Here is a 24,607-nt window from a genome sequence, read left to right as displayed (position 1 = left end):
AAAAAGGCAGGGAAACACTATGAGAAAAAGGACATTAGGGATAAGAGCAGCGGCAGTCGTGCTGGCAGCAGCGATTGCGGGTTCATCGCCGTCCATCAGTTTTGCAGCCCAGGCAGGCCAGGAGGCGGCAGCAGATCATTCCGGCGGAAACGGCGGAGCAGGTGCGGACAGCGGGGGAAGCTCCGGAGGTTCGGACCAAAGCGGAGGCGGCAGCTCGGCGGGGAGCGGAGGAAGTTCTGGAGGCTCCGACAGCGGCTCGGCAGGAAGCGGAGGAAATTCCGGCGGCAGCTCGGCAGAGAACGGGGGAAGCTCCAACGGCGGAAGCGGCAGTGAGAACGGTGGTAATTCCGGCGGTGCGGATAGTGGAAGCGGAGGCACTGCTGGCGGTACGGACAGCGGAAGCGGAGAGAACTCCGGCGGTACGGAAGGTGGAAGCGGAGAGAACTCCGGCGGTACGGACAGCGGAAGCGGAGACGCTGCTGGCGGTTCAGACAGCGGAAGTGGAGAGAACTCCAGCGGTACGGACAGCGGAAGTGGAGACACTACTGGTGGTTCAGACAGCGGAAGTGGAGACACTACTGGCGGTACGGACAGCGGAAGTGGAGACACTGCCGGCGGTTCAGAAGACGGAAGCGGAAGCAAGCCCGGCAGCGGAGACAGCTCTTCCGGCAATGGCGAAGTGACGCCGGATGACGGCAATACCGGTGCGGGAGGCACAGGTTCCGGCAGTGCCGGGAGCGGAGCCGCCCCGGAGGAACTTCCGTCTGTTCCCATTATTGTGACAGAAGTAAAAAAAGCCTCTTACTTTGAAGGGGAAGGATCAGAAGAAGACCCTTATGAAATCAGTACGGTCCGGGACCTGGAACAGCTGGCAGACCTGATTGCAGATGGGGATGATGAGTACAACAACAGCTGCTATATTCTCACAGCGAATATACACTTCAAATCAGAAAAAAAGAATAACCTGACTCCCATCGGAAGTGAACGGTATCCGTTTGCAGGCATTTTTGACGGGAACGGGTATGTGATAAAAGGCCTGCACATCAACCAGCCGGATGGTGTGGATATAGGTCTCTTTGGCGTAGTAGGAACCGGGGCGCAGATCAAGAACCTGGGGATTACGGATTCCACCATATACGGCAAACGGAATGTGGGCGCAATCGCGGGACTCAACTATGGCTCCATTGACTCCTGCTTTCAGAGCGGCGACGTCTACGGACGAAAGGATATGTTAGGCGGTATTGCAGGGTACAACTATGGTGATATCTCCCGCTCCTACAACAGCGGAACCATTGGCGGCAGCTACGAGCCGGGAGACCAGGTACGTAGTGGAGCGGCCGCTAAAAGCAAACGGTGGATCAGTCTGAGCGATTTCATGGAATCCTTTTCCGGGCAGGACCGGATCAGCGGGTACGCAGGAGGAATCGCTGGCTATAACGATGGAACCATCTCTGAAAGCTATCAGATTGGCTGCATAGGAGCGGCACATGACGGCTGGGGGCTGGGAGCCGCCGCCGGACGGAACTTAAGCGGCGGTGTGGATAACTTCTGGTATCTGGAAGGAACGGCCTGGAATGGAGTCCACGGCGAGGAGGATGGATCCGGAATCCAGAAGGCGGAACTGGTCCATATGATTGATGAGGACTGTGTCTCCTATATGGGATTTGACGAGGAGGCATGGAGCGCTTCAAGCGAAGAATACAGACGGGAAGGTACGTCCGGCGGGCCGGGCACTGCCACAGAGTCAGAGGCGGCAGAATCAGAAGGTACAAACGAGGCAGGCTCATCCGTTTCCATGACCGAGCCCGGCGGGTTTGTATACTATTTCCCGCAGCTGGATGTGTTTGCCGCCCGCGGACAGGAATATCCAACCGCCAGGGGAATCTATGAGGAAAATGTGATTCTGGTCAATGATCTGGCAAAGACAGCCGCCGTATATTCAGAAGAAGGCTGGGAGCGTCTCTTTGGGAAAACGGAGGAAGAGGATAAAACCAGGTTCCTGTCCTATCACATCACCTTGGCAGGCGATATGGATTTTTCAGACATTACAGTCAGCCCGGGAACCATGGAGGAACCCTATACAGGAACATTGGATGGCGCAGGTTATGTAATTCACAACCAGACGGCGCCTCTGTTTGGCGTACTCGGAAACGGCGCCAGGGTCGAAAATCTCCTGCTGGAAGACGCAGCCATCAAACGTGCGGTTCTCTATGCCGTGAAAGAAGGCAGCGAGGAAGGAACGGTGCGTGAAAACGGAAGCTCTGTCCTGCGGGCAGGAACCGGGGCAATCGCGGCCTATGCCCAGGGCGCGGTAATTGAGAACTGCGCAGCCCAGGGTGAAATCACCGTGAAGTCCGGTTCCAAGGCAGGTGAAGGGACCTTAAAGGACAGTTCAGCCCAGCGTCTCTATGCGGGTGGGCTGTTTGGTGAAATCATGTCCGGGACACGGATCAGCGGAAGCTATGCCTATATGACCCTGGCTGCGGACGGCGGGGAACATATGGCGGTGGAGGCTGGAGGAATGGCGGCCGTCATCGGCCGTGACAGCGGCGTGATCAGCAGCTATGCCACCGGATTTGTGGATGCCAAAGGGATTGCGGGCGGATTTGCGGCCAGAAACTATGGAGAAATCACCAGCTGCTATGCCACAGTGACTATGGAACAGGTGGGAGAGGACACGGCGGCATTTGTGTCCGTGATGCCGGAAGCCAGAGGAAAAGATCGGGTGGACATGGAGGAACTGCACAGGGAAAACGAAGAACAGGAATCCGTGGAGCAGGAACAGGAATCCATAGAAGAGAGCCTCCGCCAGAAGGCGTTGGATGAGGAAGAAGAGGAAAATGAAGAGAGCGGGAAGCAGGAAGAGGAGATAGGAACCGAAGCTTCTGGTGAAGAAAGTGAACCGTCGGATCAACCGGAAGAAGATCATACGGCTTCGCAGGATCCTTCTGAACAGGAAGCAACACAGCCTGTGAAGGAGTCTGACCGTCAGGAGGAGGCGTCCCAGACAGAACCGCAGACAACAGCAGAAGCGGTGGAAACCGGCCGCAAGGCGGTTTGGGAAGCAGAAGAAGCCGGCAGGACCGAACATACAGAAAAAGCAGACAATATAGATACTAAGACACCCGATGACAACGCAGGAAAACCAGCAGAAGATGAAGCAACGGAGCCGGTCCAGGGCCAGGGGCCGGAGACGGATTCCAGCCAGAGCCAGGAGACCGCCCCCAGCCAGGAGCCGGAGACAGACTCCAGCCAGAGCCAGGAGACCGCCCCCAGCCAGGAGCCGGAGACGGATTCCAGCCAGAGCCAGGAGACCGCCCCCAGCCAGAGCCAGGAGACCACTCCCAGCCAGGAGCCGGAGACAGACGCTAACCAGAGTCAGGAGACAGAACCAGAGACCGCCCCCAGCCAGGAGTCCACAGGCAATGACGCCCCATCGGAACCGTCAACCCCGGATATCCCTGGCGGAGAGACGACCGTAGCGCCGCCTGTCGCCACCCCGTCTGAGGCCATTCCGTCCGATGCTACGCCATCCGACGCATTGGAGAACCAGGTGGAGGGAGCGCTGCGCTCTTGGATCGCGGCAAACCGCAGTATCAATGACTGTGTATATGATAAGGAAATCAGCGGATGTGAGGATGCGTTTGCATATGGCGCGGTCACCAGTGAACTGACAGAGATGGAGGCAGTGGATCTGTCTGGTGCGTGGTATGTGACAGGCGAAGTTTACCCTCAGCTGTATGCAATGTATAGCCATGAGAACCCGGAATATGTTTCTATATCCGAGGAAAGTGCCACTTTAGACAAAAGCCACACCAGTTTTTCCAGGGCATGGAGGAATTTTATTCAGGCGGCAACTGCCTTTATCGCGGCATGGTTTACTGCAGATGAGGAGGAACAGCAGGCTTTGTCGGAAGAAGTAGGGGGAGGAGTGTTTACTGGTATCGCTTCTAAGCTGGCAGAGAATCAAGGCGGTAAATACCCGCCGGAATTGGAGACAACAGCAGAACAAACGGAAATACCGCAGGAGACCCCGACAACCCAGGAAATCCAGGAAGAATTACCGTCAGCTCCGGAAGCTCCGGCTAATCGTGTACTTTCCGCGGAGCAGAACCGGGGAGCAGTCAGTCTGGCTGCCACACAGAATAATTATTCTAAAACGCTTTCCAATGGGGAAACCTTTATCTTGACCGCGGGAACCTACAAGGCGGCGTCAGGCAAAAGTGCAATTACTCTGGCCTCCGGTACGGCTACGCTTAAAATTGATGGTGATGTTTATATCTATGGGGGAAATGGTAGCGGAAAAACTGGTGGAGGTGCTGGTATTGAGGTACGCTCAGGCGCTACCTTGAAAATCAGACCGGCTTCACTGGATAAGGTTAATCATCTATATGTATATGGTGGAAACGCTGCGTCAGGAGTTAAAGGAGAAACTTATGATTCTTGGGACCCTAAAGCTTATGTAATCATGGGACCAGGAGGTGATGGTGGAGCAGGCGGCGGTGGAGCAGGAGCTGGAATCGGTACTTCAGGAGGTGTTGGAGGAAATGGAGGAACTGGTTTTGATATCACCACGGAAGTGCTTACTTCAGCAACGGATGGTAAGAAGGGTGAAAAGGCTAATTCATCAGGAACAGTATATATCATGGGAGAAAGAAACAAATTAGAAATAACTGCTAAGGGAGGTGTAGGCGGAAGCGGTGGTAGTGCGGGTGAAAATGTAATTAAAGAGGGATTTATAAGTACTATCAAAACCATGTCATTAGGTGGGGCCGGAGGCGGAGGCGGATATCCAGGAGCTGGTATAGGAAGTGGAGGAAACGGTGGAAGCGGAGGTGGAGGAGCGGGAGCGGGAAGTCCGGCAAACGGCAGTGTTTTAGGAGCTGGTGGCGGAGAAGGCTATCAGAAAGGAGCACAAGGGCCGGGGGATGGTTCAGCAGGTGCCGACCCCGTTTACGACAGCGGTTCCGGCGGCCCAGCCAACACAGACTCTGCTTCCGGCGGTACCTACCACTACACAAAAGGAATGTCAATCAGTAACGCGGGTTCGTCCAACGGCAGTGGCAAGGCAGGAACCGCTAAAGCAGATATAACAGACCTGTCCACCGCGACCGTTACCCTGTCCTTCACGGAGACAACTTATAACGGAAGTGAACAAAAACCAGGAGTTTCTAAGGTTGCGGTGTCAGGCTCCACAGTATCATCAAGTCTGTATAAGAGTACATATTCCAACAACGTGGAAGCTGGTACGGCCACAGTCACAGTGACGGAAAGCGAGACGGATCCCTTATGGATTGGCCATGCCGATACCACATTTACAATCAAGAAAGCCGATATGACAGGCACTCTGTCACTGACGGGCGTCACGGCCAATGCCATTACTTACGCCGATACCATAAGCGCAAATATTACCGGCCTGCCTGCCACAGCGAATAAACGGGTTAAGGTGACTTTGGGAGACTGGGAGGCGGACACCGCGGCGGCAGCTAAGATTGAATCCACCAATACCTCATCGGATGATGTCACCGGAGTGAAGATCTCCCCAACAGCTGTGGACTGTAAATCGTTCAGCATATCGGTTTCAGTAAAAGGTGGGAACAATTATAATGATAAAACGTATACCGTTGGACCGATTACCATCAACCCCATTGTTCTAAGCGAGACGAATACAACCATCAGCGTTACACCAAAGACGTATCAGGGAGAGGCGATCAGTCTCGCGGACAGTGACATTACGCTGAAGGTCGGAGAGCAGAAACTGGTTCAGAAGCTTGGATCTACCTATACGATCAGTAAATACAGTGATAACGTGAACGCTGGATTAAGTTCTCTCACCCTAAAAGGAATGAAGGGGTCCTGCATTGCCGAAACGGAATATACAGTTTCCAATATATTCCAAATTAATCCGAAGAATATAAATGACGGCCAGATATCGGTTACGCTTTTGGATGCCCCCACGTATAACGGGATTGAACAGGAGCAGGATGTGGGTTCTGTAGTATATACCAACAATGCCGGGAATAACGTAACTCTCACCAAGAACACAGATTTCAAGATTGACCGGTATGAGAATCACAGGAACGCCACAACTCCATCCAGCAAGGCTGTCATGTACATAACCGGGGAAGGGACGAACTATACAGGCGAAAAGAAAGTAGAATTTACAATCAATCCTCTCCAACTGGACGCGGCAGTCCATATCAAGAACCATGCCGACTCAGTTGTTTATAACGGAAAGGAACAGAAACCGGAACCATCCTTAGCCTATATCAACGGAAATAGCCAGGAGATATCTCTTGTCAAAGGAACAGACTATGAGCTTGGCTATTCAGATAACCAAAATGTAACGGGAGAAGCGGGCAGCATCATCAAAATCACCGGAAAAGGCAATTTTGGAGGCACCATAGAGGACAGCTTTGCCATCTCACCGGCTACGCTGACCATCACTCCGTCCGCGGGCCAATGGAAGTATTATGGCCAGGACGACCCGGCAACGATTACTTATGATGTAAGCGGGCAGATTGTAGTTGCGGGAACCGCAGAAAGTCCAGTCTTAAATACGGCGGACGGCGGGGAGCTGGAACGGGCGGAGGGAGAATCCGTCAAGACTTATGCCATTAACATGGGAACCCTGGCTCTTAAGAATGACAGTGTCAGCAGCAATTACCAGCTGAAACTGGCACCGCAGATCTTCACGATTAAACCATACAGCCCAACCGGAATTCAGGCGTCTGTGGACGGAGAATGGAATCCGGATACAGAATGGTATTGGAAGCGCCCCGTACTCCTGGAACCGCCGGCAGATTACCTGATCAGCCGCACGGACGTGTTGGAGGCTGCCACATGGAATGGAGACAGCGTTGCTTACACGGATGGCGATTATTCCAAGAATCCGGTGACCTACTATCTCAGGAACAATGACAGTTCGAGCGCGGAGTATAAGGCAATAACCGTGGATATGACCCTGAACGGCAGTACGGTAGGCGGCGTAGAACGCCCGCTGCGCCAGGATACAACAAACCCGTCAGCCAATATCATAATCGGCCAGAAGGTGTGGCATAAGTTTTGGAATAAAGTTACCTTCGGCACATTTTTTAAGGAAAACCAGACTGTCAGCCTCACCGGCACGGACTACACCAGCGGAATACGCCGGTTGTCTTACCGTGTGGATGATATTGGAACGGAGGCGATGACCCGCGAGGAGCTGGAACGGGCCGGTGACTGGACTTTGCTGGATGAGCGGGCGTCCTCCTGTAAATTTGAACTGTCCTCAGCCCATAGTATTGTCTATGTCCGTGTGGAGGATTATGCAGGAAATGTGGACTATTACAGCAGTGACGGGATTGTCATTGACCGGGACCAGCCCGTAATCGCCCTGGAGTATATGAAAGAGGATGGGAACAGTGCTGACGGACTGTGGACCAATGGCCGCCCTGTTATCCGCGGTACTGTGAGAGACAGCCTGTCGGGAATCCCGGACCGGTATGTGAGCTGGATAGGCGGAAGCGGGCAGCCTCAGATGATACGGACGGATACGGATGGAAGCTTTGCAGTGAACGAACTGACAGAGGGGGATTACCATGTAATCTTTAAAGCGTCCGACCGCGCGGGCAATACCCTGGACACGACAGGGGAGAACGAGATCCATGTAATGCTGGACCGCACGGCGCCGATTGTACATGATATCCGTGTGGACGGTGAAAGCGGCTGGCAGAACGGAAAGGAAGTATCTGTCACGCTTCGGGTGGAGGATGCACTGAGCGGGCTGGATTCCTGGAGGTATACAACAGATGGAGGATTGAACTGGTCTGCGGAGATACCCATTGAAGGAGAGCAGACCGGGATAGATGGTATCGCTTCTGTCTCCCTTCAGGTAAGCCTGGAGGGCGCATATAAGTATGATGATATCCAGGTGCGCATAAAGGATTTAGCAGGAAATGAGGTCTCTACAAAAACAGGAGATATCACAGTCCTTCTGGACCGCACAGCGCCCCAGACGCCGGAATGCAGTATCCAGCCATATGGCCAGGCAGAAGACCGGGGCGTAATCTGGTACAGGAATGACAGCCCGGCAGTCCGTTTGACCGTACCTGCGTACACAGAGCAGGAAGCGCCGGTGAGCGTGTGGTACCGCGTGTATAAAAGCGGGGAGACGCCTGGTGATTTCCTTCCCGGAACCGTGCCAGGTATCGGAGCTGACGGTGTATGGACGCTGGAATATTATGCCCAGGATGAGGCGGGAAACCGTTCGGGAACAGGAAGCAGCCTGATCCGATGGGATCATACGGCTCCGCGGGTGGAAGGCTTCCAGGTATCTGATGGGGACGGCAATGTGGTAACTGGTCTCTATGACCGCGTGTTCCATAATGAGGAACTTAAGGTGACGGCTGATATCACAGAGGAAGGAAGCGGGCTGGCTTCACTCAGCTACAGCATAAATGGAAGCCCGGCCGTGGAGATTGATACGTTGAGCCGTACCTTTTGGATTCCTGTGGGTACGACCGGTTCCATTACACTGACTGCGGTGGATAAAGCTGGAAATGATACGAATGAGGTGCTGGTCAATCTTGGCGATACACAGTGGCAGCTGGAGGATACGCCGCCGGCTGTGGGCAATCCGGTTATTGTCGGTGGCACGGCCGCAGGCTCTACCGGAATATATCCTGGAACGATTCACGTGGAGATACGGGTTTCTGATCTGGACAGCGGGCTACGCACAGTCACTACCAGCCTTACAACTCAGAAGGATGCCGGGGGACCCGAAATCCAAACGGAGGATCTGGGTAATGACAGCATCCAGGTCAAATCCCATACCGTATCTAGGACGATTAGCGCAGAAGGCGCAAACAGCTTGACTGTGAAGGTCACGGATAACGCGGGAAATGTCACGGAGAGAACCTTTGAATGGGTACTGGATCATACAGTGCCTGAAGTGGAGGACGTGCAGATCACATCGCCCGGCGGATATGAGGGAGATAGCTGGAGCAGCCAGCCGGTTATCCTGACATTAAAAGCAGCCGACAGGCAGAGCGGTGTCGAGAAGATACAATATACCGTTAATAACTGGGATTCATGGAGAGAGGAAACATATGATACACCTCAGCAGGTAGTCCGGTTTGAGTTGAACCTGGAGGATGGTATTTATCAGAAGGGGGATATTTCATTCCGTGTGTATGATACGGCAGGAAAGGAAGTTATATACCCGCTTGACCGCATAATCAAGCAAGATACATCCATGCCGCCGGAGGCCTCGGTCTATATAGATGGGTATGGAAGATATAACCAGGAGACAGGGTGGTATGGCGGAAATGCGCCGGTTATCCATTTCATGGTTCCGGGAGCAGATACCGCTGCCGAAGCAGGGCTTACCTTGTATTACCAGCTTCATGACGAGGGAAGTGCCGCAGACGGCAGCTGGACCGCGGTAACCCAGAGCGGAAGTGACATTCAGACCCAGTTTGAACCTGCCAAGGAAGGCGCTTATTCTCTTACCTGGTATGTGGAGGACGAGGCGGGAAACAAGGGGAAGGAGGAAAGCCGGTTTATCCGGTGGGATCAGACTTCGCCTGTTTATGAAGCGACGGCATTTACCTTTAAGCCGGTGAATGATTCATCGGTATCAAAAGCAATCAATTACTTGTCAAATGGAAGCTTCTTTAATGAAGCAATCCAGGTAACGGTTCATGTATCAGATGGTCAGAGCGGCATTGGCCAGGACGGGGTAGAGTATTCATTTGACCAGGTGACCTGGCAGACCGCAGATTGCAGCAAATTGAACCATGCCTACACATTTACACTGCCGGTGGGAACAAAGACCCTCGTGTATGTACAGGCGGCGGACACCCTTGGCAACAGGACGCAGGTTCAGGTACTTGGTACTGAAAATGGGCAGTTATGGATTGTAGAGGATAAACCGCCCTTTATTGGAGGAATTACACCGGAGAAGGGTCTGGGGGCTGCGCAGTGGTATAACCGCGATATTGTGCTTAAAGCTGAGGTGAGGGACGAAGAAAGCGGATTATCAGATCTGACATACCAGATTGACGGGAAGGCAGAGTCTGTCTATGGAAGAAGTACGGACGGCGGCGCCGATGATTGGGATCAGACAGATACGCTGTCCTATATCTGGGGAGAGACCCTGACCAAAGAGGGAAAGGTGACCGTACGGCTGGAAGCAGCGGACAGATCTGGCAATACATCCTGGTTGGAGCAGGAGTTCCTTCTGGATAAGACGGAACCAGAGCTCATATCCCTGACGACAGATCTGCCGTCCGAATGGAATTACGGGAATTATATCAACCGGGATGTAACAGTAACCATTATGGCCAAAGACGGCCCGGGAAGCGGCACGGATCCATTGGCACAGACCAGTGGAATAGCCGGTTACCGCTATTCCCTTGACAATGGAACATCCTGGTCCGGGGACTATGTCTGGGCTGCGGATGAGGATGAGGCCAACACCTTTACCATAGACAAGGAAGGCGTGTACGGAGCGGAGGATGACAGCAGTGCGGACAGACAACTGGTCATACAGTTATGGGATCATGCCGGGAACATACATACCACAAAGGCCGCGGGAGGTGAACTTCTGGAACTGAAACTGGACAAGAGCCAGCCTCCGGCGGCAGACCTGGAAGTTATATCCAGTGGTGTGAGCCCTGTGGATGAGGATGGCTGGTATACTGGTCAGACACCTCCGCAGATATCGCTAAGTGTGAAGAATTCCGGTATATATGCGTCAAATAATCATGTATACTGGAGACTTTATGCTCTGGGGGCAGAAGACGAGGCTGCAAAGGGCAGTTGGAATATGGACGGAACCCCATCGCTTGGACCGGATCAGTCGGCAGCGGAGGGTATCTATACATTGGAATATTATACACAAGATGAAGCCGGGAACAGCACGGCCGCTGTGGCGGCAACCCTGCGCTATGATGGAACCTGTCCGGTATACGGCGATCCTGCGGTGACCTACGCGATCAGGAATGACAGCGGCTGGGCGGAATTCGGCAATACGCTGACATTCGGCAACTTTTTCAACAAGGAGGTAGAGGTTTATCTGCATATTGAGGACACGAACCTCAATCACTTTGGACGGGAGTCCGCGAGTGGAATCCAATCGCTCGCCTATACGGTGCAGATGGAAGGCGGGCAAGAGTCCGAACGCATGGAGATAAAAGATAAGAAATTCACACTCCCGCTTGGAATAAAGGGGTATATCTTCCTCTATTGTACAGATATGGCGGGCAATGAGACACAGGTTATGACACTTTCCGGGGATGGCAGCAATCATTTCTGGCGGGTTGAGAACACACCGCCCATATTGGCAGGTCCCATAGCGGACCGGGGGCCGGATTCCGGCAGCTGGTACAGGAAGGATGTGGAGCTGACCGTAACAGCAGAAGACACAGGCAGCCATTTATCCCATGTAATAGGCTGGGTCGAAGGCAGTGAAGGAATTGTCTCGCTGGATGGTAGCAAATCAGGAGATGCAGCCAAGGGAGGGGAAGTAGAGTCCAACTTTATTGCGACTCCATCACAGGCACAGGATACCTATGAGTGGAAGGATACATTGAGCATAGAGGGGGAGGATATGATCTTTACCGCAAAAGCCTCAGATCTTGCAAAGAATAAATCCACAGTAACCGGCTCCTACAGCCTGGACAAGACGAAGCCTGAGATCACGGCAATTGAAGGGATACCGGACAAATTGACCAATGCGGCCCATATGGTAACCATCCATATGGAAGACAATTTAAGCGGAATAAATCCGGATACGCTGCTTGTAAAAAAGGATGGAATCCATGTCATGAGCGTTACCATGAAGCCGGTGGAAGGAACCAGGAACTATACTGGTACATTTGAAATGCTTGAAAACGGATCCTATACGTTCCAGGTACGGGACATGGCAGGCAATGCTTCAGACGTAGCCACAAGAACCGTGGAGGTGATAGACACCGCGCAGGTTGAGGAAGCCTCCGTAGCGGTAGAGCCATCTGCTCCGGACGGTGAGAACGGCTGGTATGTGACGAGACCAAAGATTACGATTAAAGAGCCGGCGCATACAGGGGTGATCTCCCTGGAAACCTGGTATATCCTCTGGCGTGAGGACTATGTACCGGGGCAGGAACCATCCAAAGTACCAGATACAGCAACCGCGGTACATTTTGAGACGGGCAGACCGGAAACATGGCCTTCCGTGGATCAGGATGGAATCTGGCATCTAAAGGTCTGGTCCAGGAACAGCCTGGATGTACGGACGGAGAGCTTTGAAGGAGTATTTAAAGTAGATACCCGGACTCCGGAGAACCTGTCCATAGAAAGCGATCCGGAGTGGTGGACCGATGAGGACCCCGTGGTGTCCGTGGATGCTGAGCCCAGGGGAACAGAACTGACCGCCTGGAGCTACTCTGTGGATGGAGGGAAAACTTGGAGCCAGTGGATGGCATGGCAGGAGGATAACCAGTTTTATCTGGAGACAGACCGTCTGCCGTCTCAGAAGTGCTGCTTTAAAGTAAAAGACCTTGCAGGCAATACGGCGGTCAGCCGGGAAATCAGTGTGCTGCGCGATACGCAAGCACCGCTTTTGGAACCGGTTGTACCAATCCATCGTTCTGAGGATGTGCCTGTCAATACGGAACTGGTGCTAAGAGCGGACCGCGGACTTGATCTGGAGTTTGCATACGGATTGATTAACCTGTATACCATGGACGGCACGCTGGTAGCCAGTATGAATCCCCAGATGGAAGGCCAGGTATACTTGACGGATGAAGATAAGCTTGTCCACGCGGTACTGCCAGGTCCGCTGGAGAAAGATACAACTTATTATGTGGAGGTCGACAGTGGATTCGCAAGAGATTATGCAGGCAATGCCAGCCAGGCTCTGGCTGGGCTGGGCCGCTGGTCCTTTACGACCGGAGAGAAGCAGACTGCGCATAGTATAAGCGGATACAGCATTGATGTCGTATCCGGCGACAGCCGGCGCAACCGGAAGATCAGCCTGACGGCGCAACCGGACAGCAGCTTGGCGTACAAGCACAGCTTTATTACGGCGCCGGCCTACCGGGAGCCGGATGGAAGGCTGACAGCCCGGTTGGATATACGGCCCTTGTATACGGAACAACCGGGGAATAGCTGGAAGCTAAAGGCCGCCTCCGGTACAACGCAGGTCGAAACGGGACAGGACGGGAAATTCCAGGTAACCATACCGGCAGGAACAAGAGAAGATACTCTATATCTGTATCATCAGGACACGAAGGAGGAGTATGAACTTAAGATACAGCTGGCGGATATAAAGGTAGAAGCCAGAGGCGATTTTATGCCCGCAGTGGATCGGGAAGAGATACTGGGGTGCCTGAATCTGGCGGAGCTGTCCGGCGGACAGGACCTGCAGGGGATCAGCGTGGTACTGGAATTATGGCAGACGGAAGGATTGTCAGAAGAAGGCCGGGAATCCATGGAGGGGCTGGAAGCATATATGCCGGATGATACGGTGGTACGACCAATGGATATTTATCTGATAAAAGAGGAATCCGTGCATGGTGGAACCAGCAGAGAACAGGTCAAAAGGCTGGAGACGGAGATTCATCTGAGCTTCGGTCTGGAGCAGCGTTATCAGGATTACCGGGTGCTGCGCTTCTATGAGGATGAAATCACATCAATCCGGCCGGTTATCCAGGAGGAGGGCCAGAGGCTGTCCATAACAACGGATTGTTTCTCTGAATATGTCCTGGTATGCAGCAACAAAAGCCTGGATGAATTAGACACGATGGCAATTCAGATGGAACAGGAAAAAGACGAGCCGGCTGCGTTTGGCGGGCCGCAAGATGAGCGGGAGGCTGCTCAGACAGACACTGCGCTTCAAAATGATACAATCCATACCTTATGGAACTGGATTCCCATATTGATCATCGCAGCAGTATGCCTGGCAGGTGTGTTGCTCTATACGGCGTACTGCGAAAATGTAAAGCGCAGAAACCGAAGACGCAAACGCCTGAACAGGAACAATGATGAAGAAAACGCCACAGATGGCGGACAGGAGATGAAATAATGAGAAGAAGATGGTTGAAATTGACAGCGCTGCTGATGGCAGTATTGCTCAGCGCACAGCCGGCTGTGGAAGTGATGGCTGCGGTTATAGAGCAGCCGGCCACGGCCACGCCATCTGATTCGGCTAAGGGCGAGTCTCTGAGGCAGCGCTGGCAGGACCTGATGGATTCCATAGACGCCGCATTTGAGGCTATGAAGTCCACGGATGCGGATGAAGTACAGGAATTCAGCGGAGAAGCCGGTCCTATAGAGATGGAACTGATGGAGAAGATATACGGTCTTGCGGAAAAGGAACAGGGGCTGGAGGCCCCTTCCTCCCCGCTGGAAGAACCTGCGTCCGGTACCGACAGTGTTAGGGATTCCGCTCAGACGGCCAATGTCGCCACCTATCGTATGACAGCTCTGGCTGCCACCGGTATACAGTATCATGCGGCCGATCAATACTATTATACCAGCGGGCCTGTGGAAGGCGGGACGTTATATCTGTCGACAGGAGAGTACCATTTTAGAGATATTGATTTCACGTCGACCTCCAAGGAGGCGGTTTCCATCAATGGTACGGTCACACTGTACATCGACGGCAAGGTAAAACTGAAAGGCTGCAACGGCAGCGGAACGACACCAGGCAGTGCGGCGATCAGAGTTCCGGCCGGTTCAACACTGATCTTGAAAGGAAATGGAAATCTGACCGCGATTGGCGGTAACGCAGCCAACGGAACCGCTGGTGCTAACGCTGATGCAACTGGCAACTACATTGAAGGCTCCGAAAATATTGGAGGACGGGGAGGCAATGGCGGTGGCGGAGCCGGAGCCGGAATTGGCGGTAATGGGGGAGCTGGGGGAAGCAGATACTCTGCTTACAGCCATTTCTCAACTGGAAACGGAGGGGCTGGCGAGTCCGCCGGCAGTATTTACATTTATGGTTTGAACAGCCTCGATGTCCAGGGCGGAACCGGTGGAACCGGTGGTAAAGGAGGAAACGGGTGCCAGGGCGCTTCATTTACCGTTGTCCTGTATACCCGCCTGAAAACTGGAGCAGGCGGAGGCGGAGGCGGCGCAGGAGGATTTGCCGCGGCTCCGATTGGAGGCGGAGGAGCAGGCGGAGGCGGAGGCGGAGATGGGGCAGATGGTAGTAACTTGGATATAGCTTTATCTGGGCTAACCAAGAATAGGGGAGGCGGATACGGGGGTGATGGGGGATACGGGTATAACGGTTCCGGCAAAAGCTGTGGCGGAGGAGGCGGAGGCGGCGGCGGAGCCGGCTTCGATGGAGTTAAATTATTCTATGAAAGAGGCGGATCAGGCGGTGGGTCGGGAGTAAACGGCGCAAGGAGCAATGAATATGAGGTTTCAGGTGATAATGGAGGTAAGACTGCGAAGGGGGGACAGTGCGGCGGTGCGGGAATGCGCGGCCAGGCCGTATGGTTAACAACGGCCTGCAATATACAGGATGGCAAAATCTTTAATCATTCCAAATTGGCAGATTCCGAACCGGATGATCACAGTTATATTACCATCTACGATATGGACGATTCCAAGATAACGGTAGATTCCATAGATCCACAGCAATATAGCGGCCATTACATCACTCCGAAGCCTGATGTTTACTGGAACGGAAAGAAGCTTGAACAGAAGAATTTTCTTTATACATATTCAGGCAACCAAAACGTAGGGCGGGCAGAAGTAAAAATCGAGGGGCTCTATAATCAGAAGAATTTAACGGATACCACCTACACGGCCTTTGGCTCCAAAACCTTTAATTTTGATATCACAAAGGGGGATATCACGCCGAGTATTCAGGCTGCGGATCATGTGGAGTTTGGAGCGGCCTTTATCGCAAGTGTCGAAGGTAATACGGAAGGCAATCCGGTGACTGGATGGCAGTTTATACAGGGGGAAGGAACCATTAAGGAGCTGTCTAACGGCAGTATACAGGTTACCCCTACAAAGGCTGAGCCCATCAGATTAAAGGCCCAGGTAAGTGAGGGGCAGAATTATAACGGGGCGGAGGCGATCAGTGGTGAGATAACCGTTACAGGCCAGTCCATAGAGAAGGCTACGGTAGAGACAATCCGCCAGCAAACCTATACCGGGCAGGCCATTCGGCCAAAGCCTAAGGTATACTTCAATGGCAGACAGCTTGAAGAAGGACCAGATTATGAGATTGAGTACAGCGATAATATGAATGTGGGAACCGCAAAAGCAATTTTTATAGGAAAAGGGAATTTCGGGAACCGTGTAGAAATCCCATTTTCCATTGTGCCTTTAAGTATTACAGATTCCTCAATTACATTTTCCTCCATAGCAGACCAGCCATATGATGGAACAGCCTTATGCCCGCCTATGGTGCTCACAAGAGATGGCGCCTCTCTGATTCAGGGAACGGACTACGAGGTTGAGTACAGCGGGAATGTGAAGGTAGGAACGAACAGTGCAGTGGTTATTGTACGCGGAATGGGAAATTATAAAGGAACACATCAGGAACGGTTTACGATTACGCCGGCTTCTATCAACGCGGATAATATCAAGGCAGACGAGATAACACCGGAGGTATTCAACGGCCTGAAGAAGGAGCCGCTGCCGGTTGTGCGGTTTACTGACAAGGATGGCAACGAACACATTTTAACAAAAGAATTAGATTATACGCTGTCCTATAGTAATCATGTGGAAGCTGGAACTGCTTCAGTTACCATTCAGGGTACAGGCAATTTTAATTCCAGCAGGACGCTTACATTTACAATTCAGCCAAAGACGCTTACGGTAAGGGCCAATGATCATTTTCTGGAATATAATGCAGGGCTAAGCGAGCCGGTGTTCAGTCTGACGGACGATCTCACTATAACAGGAGCGGTTTCCGGATATGAGCCGGAATTTACCGGTATGCTGCGTCTGGATGGGGCCTGGGAAGTAAAGGCGGGCAAGATGTATCAAATTGTCAGCAGCAACCTGGCTTTATCACCTGCTTCCAGCCATCCGGCCAATCAAAATTACAGTTTCAGCTATGGGGAGGGATTTACGCCAGGAAATCTTACCATTGTCCAGACCACGGTCATTGACAAGGAAGCGGTGTTGAAGAAAAAGACGGGAGGAAGTTTTTCAGAGCTGACGCAGGCCGACCAGAGGCAAGGCTGGTACAACACGCAGGTATATGTCTGCGCTCCGGAGCACTATTTAATCAGTGCGGTCAATTCTCTTGAGGATGAACAGTGGGGTGACCATATCACGTATCCGGACGGCGACTATATAACTTCCGGAGTCACCTATTTCTTGAAGGACAATACCGGAGGAACGACGAATGGGGCAATTAGCAAAGCCAAATCCATCTATTTTAAACAGGATACAAGACCACCTGAAGGAAGTATTATTATTGGAAATCAGGTGTGGCCTGTGTTTATGGATACAGTCGAATACAATCATTATTATAATGTCCCTCAGGATGTGGAGCTGACTGCTTCAGATGATTTAAGCGGCGTCCAGCTGGAGGATGATTCCGGCATGACACAGACAGGAATATCCTATATGGTGAGCAGCAAAAACCTGTCAAAGAATGAACTGGACGGTCTTGCGGAGGAACAATGGACCAGAGGGGTCCGCTTCCGCTTTGAAGCAGAAAAGGGAATTGTCTATGTCAGGGTAGAAGACCGGGCGGGGAATGTTCTGTACCTGCGCTCGGATGGATTGATTTATGACACGAAGGCGCCGGAAATCCAGATTACCAAAACCCCCGGGACAGCCGGAAGCTGGGTGAGGGATTTAGAACCCAAAATTGAAGGGAAGATTGCCAGGTCTGCCTCCGGGCTGATGGACCGGTATGTGACCTATGAGGTCGGCAGGCTCAACGATAAGGGGGGATATGATTATGGGTATCCATTTGAGTTTACTCCATCGGCGGATGGCGCCTTTACAATTCGCTTGCCGGATCTGGAGGATGGAAAATATCAGATCCGGATATCCGCCTCAGGTAACTCCGGGAATCTCAATTCAAAGGAAGTATCGGTGTGGATTGACCGCACGGCCCCGGAGGTGGAAATGGAGCGGGTATCCGTTACACCGGCAGGAGAATGGAAGAAAAGCCAGGTGACGGTAAACCCAGCCGCTGCGGTCAGTGATGCTATGAGTGGAATTAGCAAAAAGGAGTACGCGCTGGACGGGAATACGTTCCGGGCCTACACTGGGGACAGTTTTGTAATCAACAGTGACGGCGTGTATGAGCGCCTGGTCCTGCGTTATACAGATTCAGCTGGAAATGTGTTTGTCACCCAGCCGGGACAGATTGTTGTACGTCTTGACACAAAGGCCCCAGCAGCGCCGTCTGTCCAGATCAAGGGAGTGGCCGATTCTGTCGATACCGGAGGCCTTAAATGGTACCGTGGAGTGCAGGCACCTGCGGCAACCATCCAGGCACCTGCATATGGAACCCTGGAAGCGCCGACTTCTGTGCAATGGAAGCTGTGGAAGAACGGTTTTGCAAAGCCGGCTCAATATAGTACCGGCGTGTGGGCTGTGCCGGACAATGATGGAGTTTGGAATCTGGCGTATAAAACGGTGGATGAAGCTGGAAATGAATCCGCGGAGCAGACGGAGACAATCCGTTGGGATCATACGGCGCCGGGATTTGAGAGTCCGGCTTACGAAATCACATATTTGAACAGCAGTACGCCGGCGGCGATTGCCAATATGGCAAGTTTTGGCCTTTTCTTTAACGAAACAGTGCGTGTCAAGCTGAATGCTAAGGATGAAACCGGAGGAAGCGGCCTGGCCAAAATCGGCTATTACATAAACGGCGTTTATAAGGAAATTGAGCTGTCAAAGATGTATTTTGATCTGGAAGCCGGTACGGAGGGAACCATCAGGCTGGAAGCAGAGGACGGGGCCGGCAATGTAACCGGAACGATGATCCTCAATGCAGATGGCAATGGGAACTTGATTGTTGAGGATAACCCTCCTGAAATCCAGGTGACCGCCCATGGAAGTCCAAATGAAAATCATTGGTACAACCAGAACGTAAAGCTGTCCATCGAAGCGTATGATGCGGACAGCGGCCTGGCTGTGGTTACCGGAGATATTGGCGGACAGGCTGTTAATTATGTTCTGAATAACTATACAAAAGTAAAAAGTAAAGAGTTTGAAGCTGTATTGGAGGAGGGAAAAGGACTGACATACTCTCTGACTGCAGTAGATAATGGAGGATTAACAGGCACAACACCAGGAGATGCCCCAATTTACAATATTGATACGACAGCTCCTGAGGTGGTCATGAGAATGACCAAAGGGCAGCCGTCCGACTGGTACAATACGGATGTGGAGATCACGGCAGAAGCCTCAGATTCCCTGAGCGGTATCTGGCGGTATAGCTGGAGCCTGGACGGCGGAACGACATGGGATACGCCGAAGGCCTGGGATGGGGATGTCAATCACGCACCTAAATCCATCATCAAGAAGGAAGGAACCTATACCATTATGCTTCGTGTCTGGGATCAGGCCGGCAATATGTCTGAAACCGCGGAGCTGTATGCGGATGTTGAGATGAAACATGAGGATGGAAGCATGGAAGCCATTACTCAGAAAATCAGTAACCAGCTTACCCTGGACGTCACCCCTCCGCGCCCTCCGGTATTTAACATCATGCCGGGAGCAAACGGACATTTTAACGGTCAGTGGTATAACGGCGGGGAACCGGGAATTGAGCTGAAACTGCCGGAAGGGCAGGCGGTCGGTTCAAAAGAAACGCTGGTATGGTATATAACCAACGAAGGGGATGGAATTGATTTAAATGCGCCCGGCGATGGGTTGAAAAATGTACTGCCTTGGAATAAACCGGATGGAGATGCACAACAGGTGACTCTGCCAAGGGATGACTGGGGGGCATACTCCGGTCCGGATGGAAAAACGCCCGAATATGGAGAAGCGGTACAGGGCGCATATGATCTGTACTATTTCAGCTATGATGGAGCGGGAAATGTAAGCTACCATACAGCTCCTGAGATTACTACAATCCGCTGGGACTGCCTGAAACCAGAGTTCGGAAGCTTTACATTCTCCGATACAGATGGAAATGTCATTGACGGCATGAAGCATTTTTTCCAGTACGGGAATTATTTCAAAGACTCTGTGACGGTTATTGTGGAGGTAGAAGACCCTGTTCCCGAGAAAACCGAGGGACATGTGAAAAAAGCGTGCAGCGGAATCAGACAGGTAACATTCTCCATTAATGGAGGGGCACCTGAAACGGCGGCTCCAATCCAGGTAGAGGGGGTTACGAAATATACATTTGAGATACCAAAGGAGACCACAGGCAAGATCACGGTACAGGCGGTTGATTATGCAGATAATGTGTCCTCACGCTATGTGCTGGGAACCAATGATTCCGATCTATGGGCATTGGAGTCCACGCCTCCTGAAATTGGGGGTGTGACGGCAACGTCTTCCAACGCTTCCAGGGAAGTTGTGGATGGAGCGGGCAAGAAGACGTTGTGGTATACGGAGGATATTTCTCTTAATTCTGTGATTACAGATACAGGAAGCGGAATAAACCGTGTGACATGGCAGCTGGGAACCGGCGGGGAACAGACCGAACAGCTGGGAGAGGACATCTTGACCGGAACCGCCTCCGGTACCGGAAGCCGCGAGAGCACATATACATGGAAGGATATCCTGAGCGAGGAAGGGACTGCTGTGCCGGTTCATATTAAAGCCTATGACAATGCCGGGAATGCGAATGAATATACGACGATATTCAATCTGGATAAGACGAAACCGGACGTAGAAGTCATATTTGGCGATCCTGACGGCGGGATGTATCAGGAATATCCCGGCTGGAATGGTGACAGCAGGCTTACAATCAAAGCGTCTGATCATGAAGAAAACGGAGGAAGTGGTGTTGATGTCTATGCGGTAAGCTTCGACAGCGGAGTTACCTGGAGTGATCCGGCCCCGTATAAAACAGGGACGGACGAGTTTAACGTGGTTATGGTGCCGGATGGCAGTTATGAAGAAGACCAGATCCAGGTGCGGGTGTGGGATATAGCGGGCAATTGCTATGATTCATCGGAGGAACAGCCCCTATCCTTTAATACGGATGCAGTTGAGCCTGAATCCGGGGTAGTAAGTGTGACCCCATTTACAGATGGCGAACTGGTCATGAAGTATGGCGAGGCATGGTATAACGGAAGCCAGCCGCCTTCGATCTATATTCATGCGGAAACTACAGATCCGGAGAGAGCACCGGTCCATGTCTACTGGTGCCTGACAGATGAGAATGCCCAGGCTCCCAAGGCAGCGGATGTGAGCCAGTGGACCAAAGACAGCCAGGAACAGTTAAAGATTCCAAAAGATGGCCGTTATAAACTCTTTTGGTATCTGGAAGATGAGGCCGGCAATACCGTGGATAAGGAGATGCCTTTAAGCCAAGTGATCCGCTATGACAGCGAGAAGGTGACATATCATGACCCGAAGGTATCATTTTCCAGAGTAAACACCAATCCGTTGAGCCGTGTGGGAAACTTTATAACCAGCGGTAACTATTTTAAGGAAGCAGTGTGTATTACCCTGCATCCACAGGATCATATGAGCCAGCCGGCGGCGGCCTTTTACAGTCTGGACCAGGGATTTACATGGAGACAGATGAAGCTGGCTAAAAGTGGAGCTGATGTAACATTTTCCTTTGAACTGAATACAGATACGGACGGAACGGTACAGATCTGGTACTACACCGTGGACAAGGCTGGAAATGCAGAAGCCCCTAATATACTGACTGGTCAGAGCGGAAGCCTGGAATGGATTGCAGAGGAAGGCGCGCCGGAAATTGGACGTTATCAGACAAAGCAGTCCTCCAATGGGGCGGGATGGTTCAATGCCTCGAAGGTTGATATAACCGTACCGGTCATTGACCGAAAGAGCGGCGTGGCCACAGCAACAGCTTCCTGTGCAGAACGCGATGTCAGCGGCAATGAAGGGCCGGACAGAATCCTGGACAGCGGCATATGGATAGACCAATCACCCGCGGAATATGAGGCGGTCCTGACGCCGGTACTCGATTTTGACTGTACGGATCTGGCGGTAACTGTAACGGCCCTGGATAACAGTGGAAACGAAGCAGAGCGGACGGAGTACTTCAGCATTGATACAGTTGCTCCAACTATCACACAGATGGATGGATGGCCCCAGGTTCCGGTTAATAAAAATCAGACCGTTACATTTAAGGCAAAAGATGAGCGCAGTGGTCTCACCGTGGATTCAGTGACAGTTACAAAAGATGAAGATATGGTCATTATTCCGGTCTGCCAGGTAGACGATGGTGTGCTGACCGGTACATTTTCCACAGCTGGTAATGGACTATACAGGATTGAGATTACGGATGTAGCAGGTAATACCCAAACGTTTACAAAGGATGAGAAGTATATCGACTTGTCAAAAATCAGCGACCAGAAACTGGAGGTGCGCTTAGAACCCCCTAATCCTAATGGAGAAAATGGATGGTATGTAACAGTACCTGAAATACAGATCATACCTGTTAAACAATCGGGAGCCAGTCAGCTGACCACATGGTACACATTATATCCGGAAGGAGAAGAGGAGCCGGAAGGAACATTATTCCTGACTACTTCAGGACCAGGTACAACCGGTGCAGAGAATCAGGATTTAGAGCAGCCCAAGATACCACAGGATGGAAGATGGAAGCTTCATGTATGGCTGGAAAATGTATTTGGCGACAGGACAGAGTTTGAAACACGAATTCTGGTAGATACAGCGCCGCCTGAGAATTTGAGGGTGACGAATCTGCCGAAAGATAAGGCATTTACAGAGGCAGAGGACGTGTGGATTCGTGGTGAAAAGCATTTGACAGCAAAAGCGGAAGACATAACCAGCGGAATACGGCATTGGTGCTATTCCCTTGATGGAGGCAGCAGTTGGACCGGCTGGAAGGATTGGAACGGTTCTGGAAGCCTTTTGATTGATCAGGATGTGATGGATGAAGAAAGGATTATGTTCCGGGTAAAGGACGAGGCTGGAAATGAGACGGTCAGCAGTGGATATACCGCCCTTAGAGATACACAAGAGCCGATGCTTTATCTGGCACTCATTAATGGGATGGATACTACGATGGAGACAGACTCAAGCCTACTGTTCTATACCAACGAGGATGTATGGCAAATCGCAGGCAACAATGGAAAGGTCCGAATCTGGGATTATGACAGCCGCACGCTGTTCTGTGAAATACAGGCCAGGACCGCAGGCATTGATGTCAACCGCCGCCTTAGGACCGTGGAAGTTCCCTTAACAGTGCCGCTGAAGCCGGGGACCCGTTATTATGTGGACATTACCAGAGATTTTGTGACCGATGAAGCCGGGAATGTAAATCCATACTGTGGTGGATTCGGTGTGTGGGAATTCACAACAAATGGAACAAAGGTAAGCCATGAAGGAATACTCGGATACAATGTTGATCTGTTGGCAGGCACAGAACCGGAGTACAGAACCCGGATTCAGCCTGTATGGAATGAGACAGACGGAGAATTCCAGGTGATATGTGGCTCCGGCAATCTTGACGGAGGCAATGGGGAGACGGTAAGCTTTGAGGTACAGCCGCTCACCGCAGATGGAACAGCAGCAGAGCTTTGGGCTGTAAGCCCATCTGTGTCTATCGAACAGATGACAGAAGGAATATACCGGGTGGAATTCCCGGCGGCTATGAGTGACGTGCGCCTGCGTTCATCTGTAGATGAACGGACAGCAGCGGAAAGCGTACTTAGAATTGCACTTCGTCCCATATCGGCCGGTGCGTACGGTGATTTAAATCCGGCCATTGAGGAGATGGAAACTGTGAACAGCATCCGTCTTCAGGACAGGATGGAGATTATGAGTGAGGGGAAGCATATTGAACTGCGCCTCGATGTAAAACAACTGAATAATGATGGCTCTGTAGCCGCGGCTTATATGTTAGGAGGAAAACTGCCGCCTGACAGCCGGGTACAGAACCTGGATATCAGTTTTGAAAAAGCAGAAAAACAGAATGGGGCAGAACTAATTCCCATAGAGCGATTGGAACATCCGATCCGGATCACCCTGGATATGCCGGGAGCGTGCAGAGGCTATGAGCATTACATTGTTCTGCGGATTCACGGGGATCAGGTCAGCTATTTGAGACCACAGATGCTTTTAAATGGGACTCGTTTCCAGTTTGCAACGGATCGGTTCAGCCAATATGCACTGTTGTGCAGCAACAGTCCGCTGATACCGGAACAAAGAGTAGACGGGACTATGACAACGACCCTTGCGGTAGCGTCATCAACAGATGATGGACATGGAAAAGCAACATCGTCGGAAGTTGTGGAGAGTCAGGGAACGCACATCGTCAATGTTTTAATCCCCTGGTGGGTGGCAGTAATTATAGCAGCCGCTGCCGCAATGCTGGTTATGGTTATACACGGGTCCTACAGGCGTGATCATAAAAAGAAGGAGAACGAAGAGGACTCGTAAAAAAGCATTGGTAGTATTGAAACGATGATGATACCAGAATGAAATGGCCTACCGGAGTTAGATCCCGGCCGGCCATAGG

General features: G+C 52.0%; 2 protein-coding genes. Both read left to right on the top strand.

Annotation, left to right across the window (positions count from 1 at the left end):
• Positions 1-19 precede the first annotated feature (19 nt).
• Positions 20-14,050, top strand: coding sequence for an Ig-like domain repeat protein (locus tag LI015_RS09935; RefSeq protein ID WP_227124806.1), 14,031 nt, complete (start codon positions 20-22; stop codon positions 14,048-14,050).
• Positions 14,050-24,528 carry an Ig-like domain repeat protein gene (locus LI015_RS09930; protein WP_227124803.1) on the top strand — a complete coding sequence of 3,493 codons (10,479 nt, stop codon included), beginning with the start codon at positions 14,050-14,052 and terminating at the stop codon, positions 24,526-24,528. Before LI015_RS09935 ends, LI015_RS09930 begins: the two co-directional genes overlap by 1 nt.
• Positions 24,529-24,607: the final 79 nt, after the last annotated feature.

Source organism: Enterocloster sp. 210928-DFI.2.20 (assembly GCF_020554465.1).
GTDB lineage: Bacteria > Bacillota > Clostridia > Lachnospirales > Lachnospiraceae > Enterocloster > Enterocloster bolteae.
The sequence above is the reverse complement of the archived record's forward strand: the minus strand, read 5'-3'. Positions and strand labels throughout refer to the sequence as shown.